At 39.8% G+C, this 9,000-nt stretch carries 8 protein-coding genes and 1 tRNA gene; 5 read left to right on the top strand and 4 right to left on the bottom strand.

Annotated elements, in window-relative coordinates; genetic code table 11:
• Positions 1-75 (top strand) — tRNA-Lys (locus tag CVU62_06405).
• A gap of 382 nt (positions 76-457) precedes the next feature.
• Here the strand turns inward: CVU62_06405 and CVU62_06400 are convergent.
• Complete coding sequence (locus CVU62_06400; GenBank protein ID PKN38465.1) at positions 458-811, bottom strand: hypothetical protein; 354 nt, start codon at positions 809-811, stop codon at positions 458-460.
• Between the two features lie 421 nt (positions 812-1,232).
• Here CVU62_06400 and CVU62_06395 point away from each other — a divergent pair, with 421 nt between their 5' ends.
• From CVU62_06395 to CVU62_06385, 3 genes are all read left to right on the top strand, one after another.
• Positions 1,233-4,340 carry a hypothetical protein gene (locus CVU62_06395; GenBank protein PKN38464.1) on the top strand — a complete coding sequence of 1,036 codons (3,108 nt, stop codon included), beginning with the start codon at positions 1,233-1,235 and terminating at the stop codon, positions 4,338-4,340.
• Between the two features lie 113 nt (positions 4,341-4,453).
• The gene (locus CVU62_06390; GenBank protein ID PKN38463.1) at positions 4,454-4,912 is read left to right on the top strand and encodes a hypothetical protein; all 459 of its coding nucleotides are present in this window, start codon (positions 4,454-4,456) and stop codon (positions 4,910-4,912) included.
• Positions 4,909-5,406 (top strand): glycosyl transferase, encoded by a 498-nt coding sequence (locus CVU62_06385; protein PKN38462.1) that lies wholly within the window; start codon positions 4,909-4,911, stop codon positions 5,404-5,406. Before CVU62_06390 ends, CVU62_06385 begins: the two co-directional genes overlap by 4 nt.
• Before the next feature lie 63 nt (positions 5,407-5,469).
• Here the strand turns inward: CVU62_06385 and CVU62_06380 are convergent, their stop codons facing one another.
• Positions 5,470-6,321 carry a hypothetical protein gene (locus CVU62_06380; protein ID PKN38461.1) on the bottom strand — a complete coding sequence of 284 codons (852 nt, stop codon included), beginning with the start codon at positions 6,319-6,321 and terminating at the stop codon, positions 5,470-5,472.
• Positions 6,322-6,688: 367 nt separating this feature from the next.
• On the opposite strand from CVU62_06380, the gene CVU62_06375 reads away from it, so the two are divergent.
• Complete coding sequence (locus CVU62_06375) at positions 6,689-7,483, top strand: enoyl-CoA hydratase (GenBank protein ID PKN38460.1); 795 nt, start codon at positions 6,689-6,691, stop codon at positions 7,481-7,483.
• Between the two features lie 107 nt (positions 7,484-7,590).
• On the opposite strand, the gene CVU62_06370 is transcribed toward CVU62_06375, so the two are convergent.
• Entirely contained in the window at positions 7,591-7,959 is a 369-nt protein-coding gene (locus tag CVU62_06370) for a hypothetical protein (GenBank protein PKN38459.1), read from the bottom strand.
• Positions 7,956-8,900 carry a hypothetical protein gene (locus tag CVU62_06365; GenBank protein PKN38458.1) on the bottom strand — a complete coding sequence of 315 codons (945 nt, stop codon included), beginning with the start codon at positions 8,898-8,900 and terminating at the stop codon, positions 7,956-7,958. The genes CVU62_06370 and CVU62_06365 overlap by 4 nt, the downstream gene beginning before the upstream one ends.
• Between the last annotated feature and the right edge of the window lie 100 nt (positions 8,901-9,000).

Below are 9,000 nucleotides of genomic sequence, written 5' to 3'. Positions count from 1 at the left end.
GGCCCTTAGCTCAACTGGCAGAGCAAATGACTCTTAATCATTAGGTTGTCGGTTCGATTCCGACAGGGCTCACCAAATATTAAGGCGTTTCGTATAGTTAGCGAAACGCCTTTTTTAGCTCTATAATTGTTTAAGCCTGCATAAGTTCGGCAATTTACATTCGACAGAATTAATGATCATTGAATCGAAGAAGGTGTTCAAATGCGGGGATTGACCGGCTACGGACTTTTACCCTGCGGCGAGAATTTAGTCGTTTTTATTAAAAAAAGGTTTAGTAAGATCTCTTACCCTGAGAGGATTCAATATCGGACCCTCATATTCACCGGCAACAATTACGTCTCGGTAGTCTATCTTCAAGAGGTCGACTACTGTTAGCTATAACCTGGCATGACATGGTAAATATCAAAATTAATAATTAAATAAAAAAAGATTATTTTAGTTTAGGATAAATGGCTCACTAACATTTCTTAGCATTGATTCTCGTTTTTTTCTTTACCTGCTTTGCATCGGTGGAATTTGACCTGTCAAAGGAATAGGAATTTATGGTTGCTGCGATACCCAATTTGTTTCCTTTGTCTTCGACCCTGACAATCGCTCCTCGACACTTTAAGTGAACAGGCCTGTCCGGATCGACATATTCCATCACGATCGTGAAATCTATGGCTTGGCCGGGAGTGAAGGATTTGTCCGTTTCGAAAAAAATTCCCGAGTTGCTGAAATCGCGGGTAATTCCTTTGCTGTTTTCAAGCACAACGGGGAATTTGCCTTTGCGCCTTAACGACTGGCGTTTTTCAGTGTTTTTCACAATCATTGCTCCGGCATTTGATCGAAATATAATCCAGCAATAAAAAAATATTTGCGTTGCTTTAAGAATATAGAAATTATGCGTAGGTATGTCAATATAATATTAATTAAAGATTTGAAGTAACTTTGCTGATTTTTGTACTGTTGTCTTGATGATTGGTTATTGAGCTTGACTCTTGTATTGTCAGTGCTAAAATCTATTTGCATTAGTTAATCTATAAATTTTTGCATAACATTGGCGAGATTTCATTATTAAAATAATCGTATGAATCTATCCATGAAAAAGGTTACTTTAATTGGCCATTAAAAGAAGAACTATAGTTATCATAGTCCTTTTATCAGCGATTACGCTTACAGCGTTTTTCGCGTCCGCGTGGTTTTATGCTTCATATAAGCTATCTCGTCTCGATTCCTACAAAGAATCCATTATGCAAGCCGTGGTAAAAAAATTGAATCGCAATATCACCTACGAAACCGGAAAAGCATCTCTGTCCTTGAGCGATGGACTTTTTCTCCAATTTACCAATCTGGTGGTTAAAGAAAAAGGTAGCTCGTTGGATTTCCTAAATGTCAAAAACGCTTCACTAAAGGTGAAAGTATTTCCTCTTTTGATAAATCGTGTTGTTTTCAGAGAGATAATTTTAAGCGAGCCCCGCATTGCGTTAAAGAGAGATAAGACGGGCGTACTGAATATAGCCGATCTTCTGGAGAAGAAAGAAGATGAGAATGCTCCGAAGTTTCGTAACTTCATTATTGAAAAGGGATCGATGACTTTTTTAGATGAGTCCGCAAGCGAGAAAGGTCTTTTAACTTCACTGGGAAATTTTCAGTGCCGGATTGATTCGACTTTTTGGACAAAGATATCTCATTTCAAAATCAAGACTTCTGTCATCGAGGATAAAAATAAGGCGGAACTGACGCTGGATGGTTTCTACCGTCCTGCTCCTTTAGAAGAGCCGTTTTATGAAAGTAAAGTGAGAGCTTCCGTACATATAAAAGGAGCGGATATAAAACATTATGGCGCATATTTGAAAAAATACTCACCATTTGAAAAAATGGCCGGATATGTAAACGCGGATATTAAATTTTCAGGGAGATTTTCCGATTTCAAATCGAAAGGGACAATTCAGGTGAAAAAAGCCCTGCTTGATTATCCTGTAGTGTTCAGGACTATTCTTCAGCCGCGGATGATTCAACTGGATTACGCTTTGAAACGCGATACCGATAGTCTGAATCTGGACGTGTCACGTGTAGCGATAGATAATTTTGAAGCTAAAGGAAATCTGGAAATCGATGATTTAAATAAGAAAGATCCGCTCTTGAAAGCGTCCGCCGTAACTAAGACTTTTGACTTGAAAGAAATCAGATCTTATATTCCCTGGGGAATCATTCACAAAGGTGTGGGAAATTTCATTGATAAGCACGTCAAGGATGGTGCTTTCCGGCTCATTGAAGGGAAACTCAATGGCAGGTTGAGTCAGATTGCCCATATGAATAAAAAAGAAAGTGTTGATGTGCTTTCCATTGAGGCTGAAGTAAACAAAGGTGTTTTTGAAGCGCATCAAACAGCGCCTGTATTTCACGATATCAGCGGCATATTGGAGTTGAAAAAGCGGCAGTTTTCACTGAACAATATGAAGGGACGTTTCGGCCTTTCACCCTTGACAATGGAAGGGAGTATTTCTGATTTTGCTCTGCCTCATCCGACTATCTATACCGCTGAAATGAAAATTCAACCAACTCGCGATGAGGTCCTGTGGCTTTTAGGAAAAGAAAAATTTCGTAATCTGAATTTCAAAGGACCTTCAACGCTTATTCTTTCCGGAAAAGGCACGGATGTGGATTATCATATCAACGCTCAATGGGATTTAACCGGCACTGCTTACACGTATCCGGATGTAATGGAAAAAACAAGGGCAAGAAAAAACCGGCTTGCGGCGGAAATCATTATCAATGAAGATGCCCTCAACTTTTCTTCCTTCAATTATGATTTGCCGCCGGCTAACATAACCGGCTCCATGATGGTTCGCTTTGCGGGGGGAATACCCGTGTCTTTTAATATTAAGTCCAAGATTTTTGATGTTCGCGAAGCTGCTGCGATTCTACCGGTGCTGCGTAAATATAATCTGGCGGGAAGTTGTTCGCTGGCTTTGGCCGGCCGGGGTGATTTAGACGATCCCGCTTCTATTCAATGGAAGGGTATCGCGTCTCTGGCTAATGTTTCGCTCAAACCTTCGATGAATATAAAACCTCTGCGAGATTTAACGGGCAATGCCTTTTTTAAAGGAAACACAATGGAGACGTCGCTGTTTAAAGCACGGATCGGAGAAAGCGATATTCAAGGGCAATTCAGAATAGATGATTTCCGTAATCCCAGGGTAATGTGTAATTTCTTTACACGCTTGCTTAAAACGAAGGATCTGGGATTGCAGAGCACGGAAGGTGAAGTAAATCTCCGTGACGTAAAAGGGCAAATGGCCATTGATGACAAATTGATTCATATTGACAATCTATCCTTTAAGTTGGGGCAATCCGGATTTAACCTGGCGGGCGATATCACTGATTTAGCTTTGCCGAGAGTCACGTTAACGCTGAATTCCCCTTATGTCGGTTCAGATGATTTATCCCGCCTTATTTCTCTGTCATATCCGAAAAAAGAAGGCAACACTTCGTCCGCTATGGAATTGAACGCGACCTTGCGGTTGGATGCCGGTAAATTCGGCGATATTGATTTTAAAAAACTCAACGCCGGATTGAAATTTTCACAAGGCATCATCGATATTGAAGCACTGGAGGCCATCGCCTTTGAAGGTAAATTCCAGGCCAAAGGAAAGGTTGCCATACGTCCCAGCGGTCAGAACCGCTACGATGCAAATATTTCCATCAACAAGATGTCACTGGAAAAGCTTCAGAGTTATCTGGAAATCGGCAACCGCACGGTTAGCGGCAGGTTGACGCTCACCGGTGATGTATCCGCCTTCGGCCGCAATGCCGACGATCTCAAAAAAACAGCGGCGGGAACATTTAAGGTTCGGGCGGAAAAGGGAGTTCTGAAAAAGTTTTCCGTCCTTTCCAAAACATTCTCTCTTTTTAACGTTCTTCAATTCGTGAAACTTAAACTTCCGGACATGACAACAGAAGGAATGACTTATAATAAGATAACTTCCAATATTTTGCTTAAAGATGGTGTTATATCTTCAGAAGATTTCTTTATTGACAGTGATACGATTCAAATCTCAGGGGCGGGTAGAATTGATTATCTGAAAAAGAAACTTGATCTTATCGTCGGTATTCATCCTCTGCAGACACTTGATTTCATTGCGTCGAAAATTCCCATTGCGGGATGGATTATTACCGACGAAAAAGGAAAATTAATCACTGTAAATTTTAAAATAGATGGAGCATGGGATGATCCGAATGTGAAACCTATAAATGCAAAGTCCATCGGTAAAGGCACTCTTAATATATTCCGGCGGATTTTTCAGCTGCCGGGAAAGATCATAACGGATACAGGAGAAGTCATTCTCGGACACTAGTTATATGTCCGATTACCGATAATAAATCGCGGGATTGAAATGTCGTATGAATTATGAAAAAATAAAAAATATTACAGGAAGAAGTGTTCAGTCAACATTAGACATTGAAAATAATGAAAAATAAGAATACGAAAATTTGTTTTATCTCTTCATCCGGTGGTCACTACGAACAACTCAAAATGTTAAGACCACTGGCTGACAAATATACTTCGATTTGGATTACGGAAAAAACAGTTTATAAAGCTAGTGCCGATTACTATTTGCTGCAAACCGGACTGAAAGATGTCTTTTCCCCCTTCAAAATGACTTATAACCTGTGCAAGTCTTTTATTGTTTTTGCAAAATTTCGCCCCGATTATATTATTTCCACGGGAACAATGGTTGCGTTCCCCATGGCCTATTTAGCAAAAATATTCCGCAAAAAATTAATCTATATAGAGACATTCGCACGGATAAGTGATGGAACAAGAACGGGTAAAATAATGTATAAAAAAGCTGATTTGTTCATCATTCAGTGGGAGGAGCTAAGAAGTGTTTATCCCAATGCAATTTATGGAGGTAGTATCTATTGATATTTTTATGTGTTGGTTCCAGAGAATATCAGTTTGATCGACTACTGAAAGAAATAGATAACCTCCTTAAAGAAAATAAAATTGATGAAGAAGTATTTGCCCAAATCGGACAATCTAATTATATACCGACACACTATCAGTATGTTCGTTATATGTCACCGGATGATTTTCGTCGAAAACAAATTGATGCTGATTTGATCATTTCTCATGGTGGCACCGGTGCGCTTGTTGCCGCACTTAAACTGGGTAAAAAAGTTATTGCCGTGCCTAGATTGGTAAAGTATCAAGAGCACATTGATGATCATCAAATTCAAGTATGCGATATGCTGGAAAAACAACAATATTTAAAAGTTGTATACGAAATGTCTGATCTGTATGGCATGATGCAACAAGTAAAAAAACAGAAAGCTGTTAAAAAATATTCCAATCCTAGTAATATATTATCAATAATTGATGAATACATCGCCAGAACGCAAAAATTACGGCAAGAATAAAAAGTAAAATATAAAAGTGAAATTTAATGCGTTATTATTAAGGTTTAACTGGTTGCTATAAACTTACGCAAGTTGATAGCCTTTCTCACGAAATAATTTCAGGCAGGCTTTGGCAACAGCGTCATCATAAAGAATTCCTTTATTTTTCTCGATCTCTGCAATGGCGGCCTCAATACCCAAAGCCGCACGATAGGGACGATGCGAAGCCATGGCCTCCACTACATCTGCCACGGATAAAATGCGGGCTTCCATGATAATTTCATCCCCTTTCAGATTTCTTGGGTAGCCGGAGCCGTCCATCCGCTCATGGTGCTGATAGACAATTTCCGCCAGAGACCAGGGAGATTCAACATCTTTTAACATTTCATATCCACTTCGGGAGTGTTGTTTAATCAGGGAGAATTCGATGTTGGTCAGTTTGGTAGGTTTGATCAATATCTCCGCAGGAATCGCTATTTTCCCAATGTCATGAACAATACCTGCCATGTAGATTCCATCGATTTTATCCTGATCTAATCCCATCTCCGTAGCGATAGCGCGGGCCAGATCCGCAGATCGGGTCTGGTGACCGGCCGTATAGGGATCTCTTGATTCCAAAGCAGACACCAGGACCTGAATAGTGGTGCCGACAGCTTTCTTGAGACTTTCAAGAGTTTCTTGAAGTTGCTCCTCCGCCTCACGTCGCTTTTTTGCACTATACTGAACGTGAGAAGCGAAAATAAAAAGAAAACACAACACAATCAAACGCTGCCAAAAACCTCTGGTTTCAATGCCGATGAGCGTGGGGAAAAAAGATGAATTCGTGGAAAGGACCGTGAGAAGAGAGTCAACGACCCAGAAAATAGCGCTCAGTCCCAAGCTAACCCAAAATATAGAACCAGAGAGATGGGTCTGATTGTTGATTTTCCACTGCATTTGTTGCTCCGCGAACTTTGCGTCAATTTTCGTGAAGTGTTCTTATAGGTGATTACAACGCCAGTTATGCATAAACTTACGGACGAAGGATGTCAAGGGGAAAGAACTAAAAAGAAAATCATCATCAGAAACATTGATGGTATATTCCGGTAACCGTCTCCAGTATAAGTGCGGGAACGATTCAAGAGATTCATATAAATTCTGTGCATCCAATTGTCGAGAGCGTCGAAGGGATATTAAGAAAAAGGCTTGACTGATAGAATACCTCTTAATATAAAGGGCAAGGCTATTTTGATGACAATGGCTGTTGTAGACTGCTATAACAAGGAATACTAACTATACGAGGTCAACATCAAGGAGGTGTTCTATGCCGTTTGTTCTCTATGAAAAGAAGGATAAGATTGCTTATATTACCCTTAATCGTCCTGAGAAGTTCAATGCTCTTAGTCCTGAACTTATCAATGAGTTGTCAAAAATATGGGTAGATTTTAGAGATGACGATAGCGTGTGGGTTGGTATCTTCACGGGAGCAGGGAAGGCCTTTTGTTCAGGGGTTGATATCGCATCCGATGTGGAAATGCTTTCGTTATTGGGCGGAAAACCTCCGGCAAGAGTGATCTCATGGATGAAAGAAGCTCCTGCCTGGCGTGCATCTCCTGCAAACTATAATGTCTCGAAACCCATTATTGCAGCCATCAATGGACATTGTCTCGGCGGAGGCTTGTGGCTGGCTCTGGAAAGCGATATAAGAATTGCCGCTGAGGCCGCTCAATTTGGCATACCCGAGCCCAGATTGGGCATGCCGGCAAGCTTTACCGCTCTTTTCCAACACTATGTTCCTCCTGGAATTGCCCATGAAATGCTCATTACCTGTGATAGAATAGGCGCCCAGAGAGCTTACGAAGTTGGACTGGTCAATCGTGTAGTTTCTTCTGATCAACTCCTCCAGACCGCAACAGAAATGGCAGAGAGAATTTGTCAAAATAGCCCTCTTGCAATAAAGGCAGTAAAAGAACTTCTCCTGAAAAGTAGAGATATGAACCGGACTGACGCCATGTCATTAACAGACCAGGTAATGCATAATATACTTGGTTCTCCGGATATTATGGAAGGTTTTGTAGCCTTTGTGGAGAAGAGAAAACCTGTTTGGAAAGTGAAGTAAAATTTATTTTAAATATGGAGCTATTTAAAAGCCTTGGGGAATTCTGGAATTTTAGTAGGATGTCACCAGAATTCCCTATTAATTATTCTTAATTATATCAAAAGAAATCATTTCCCCTGGCAATCCGATTTACCGCTGCCGCGACTTTCGGTAGTTATATTTATTATTTTACCATCATCAAAGATAAGTTTATAAATAAAATCATTATCGCCGCAATTATAGAACCATGTTTCCAGTTTCTGGCCGCATTTTTTAACTTTTTTTATTTTTCCATTATTATTTGTAGTTGTGTATTGCTGACTGTTTTCACAGGATTTTTCTTTGGATGTTGGTTTGCCGCAGGTTGTCAGTACTTGAGACTTTGAATCTCCTTCAGTGACAAGGCCTGTGCCGCAGCGAAGAGCCAAAGCATCATCGGTTGCAAAAGATAAAAAGAAAAAAGATGCTAGAGAAATAATTATCATGTTTGTTTTCATTCAATATCTCCTTTAATCAGAATTAAATATTCGTATTTGTAAAGATCGTAAACAAACTGCCGGATAATTTCCTGCTCGTCATTAAAAGGCGTGACAAGCCTTAGAGCTGTTTTTATCTTATCATTAAAGTTTAGAGGAAGAAAATCGGCGAAAGGTCCACGCCGTGTTTTGTAATTTAGCATTTCCGCGATTTTCTTCAAGTAGGAAAATTTAATAGTAAATTCTTTGTGGCCTTTCAGCGAAATCATTTCAGGCCTGCCGGGAGATGGAAAAGATAAATAAGGATTGATTAGTTCGGGAACAACCGCTTCGCAACTGTGTTCGCTTAAAAAGATATATTTGATTCCGGCCAAACATAGTTTTTCCACTATTTCTATGGCGCCGATATTAATGTGTTCATATTCTTTTAATCCCAGAGACATGTTATATTTTTTGTTAAAATACTCCAGTCTTTGCGTCATGCCGGTAATATCTACATTGGAATCATATTCCTTTTCCTGTACGGCCACTAAAGTCGGCAGATCGCCCAGGTTTTCATTCATAACAACTAAGTCAAAACAAGAAAGGGCTGTTTGTGGAAACGCCAAAATGTCCGACAGTTCAAAATCAACCTTAAATGATTGAAGAGTTTCTTTTTGTTTATCAAGAAGGAAAGGGGAAATGTCAATCATTTTTGCCCTCATTTGAGGATTCAGCGTCAGAAAATCACGCATTAAATATCCCATTCCTCCGCCTATCTCCAGAATGGAGCGGATATCATGGAAGGGAATTATTTCTTTCAGGAAATTATCAAGATGCTTACCAAAAGAATAGGAGGATGTAAGTACTTTGCGACAAGGGCTATTCACTGGCTCCAGAGAATTGCAAACGGTAAGTTCCCAACCCAGCGAATTTAAATCGTATTGATGATAATCTGCAGTTGAATTAATTGAATATTTCATCCGTCTGCCAAGAAAATAATATTTTCTCCTTGTTACCATATTTTGAAAATTATGCTATTAAAATTCGACTTTTGTCATTCCGTTGAATACCCTAAAGGGC

The organism is Deltaproteobacteria bacterium HGW-Deltaproteobacteria-2 (genome assembly GCA_002840505.1).
GTDB lineage: Bacteria > Desulfobacterota > Syntrophia > Syntrophales > Smithellaceae > Smithella.
The sequence above is the reverse complement of the archived record's forward strand: the minus strand, read 5'-3'. Positions and strand labels throughout refer to the sequence as shown.

Coding starts and splice junctions, on each gene's coding strand:
- CVU62_06395 (PKN38464.1), top strand. CDS start 1,233: ATGCAAGCCGTGGTAAAAAAATTGAATCGCAATATCACCTACGAAACC.
- CVU62_06375 (PKN38460.1), top strand. CDS start 6,689: ATGCCGTTTGTTCTCTATGAAAAGAAGGATAAGATTGCTTATATTACC.
- CVU62_06400 (PKN38465.1), bottom strand. CDS start 811: ATGATTGTGAAAAACACTGAAAAACGCCAGTCGTTAAGGCGCAAAGGC.
- CVU62_06370 (PKN38459.1), bottom strand. CDS start 7,959: ATGAAAACAAACATGATAATTATTTCTCTAGCATCTTTTTTCTTTTTA.
- CVU62_06380 (PKN38461.1), bottom strand. CDS start 6,321: ATGCAGTGGAAAATCAACAATCAGACCCATCTCTCTGGTTCTATATTT.
- CVU62_06390 (PKN38463.1), top strand. CDS start 4,454: ATGAAAAATAAGAATACGAAAATTTGTTTTATCTCTTCATCCGGTGGT.
- CVU62_06365 (PKN38458.1), bottom strand. CDS start 8,900: ATGAAATATTCAATTAATTCAACTGCAGATTATCATCAATACGATTTA.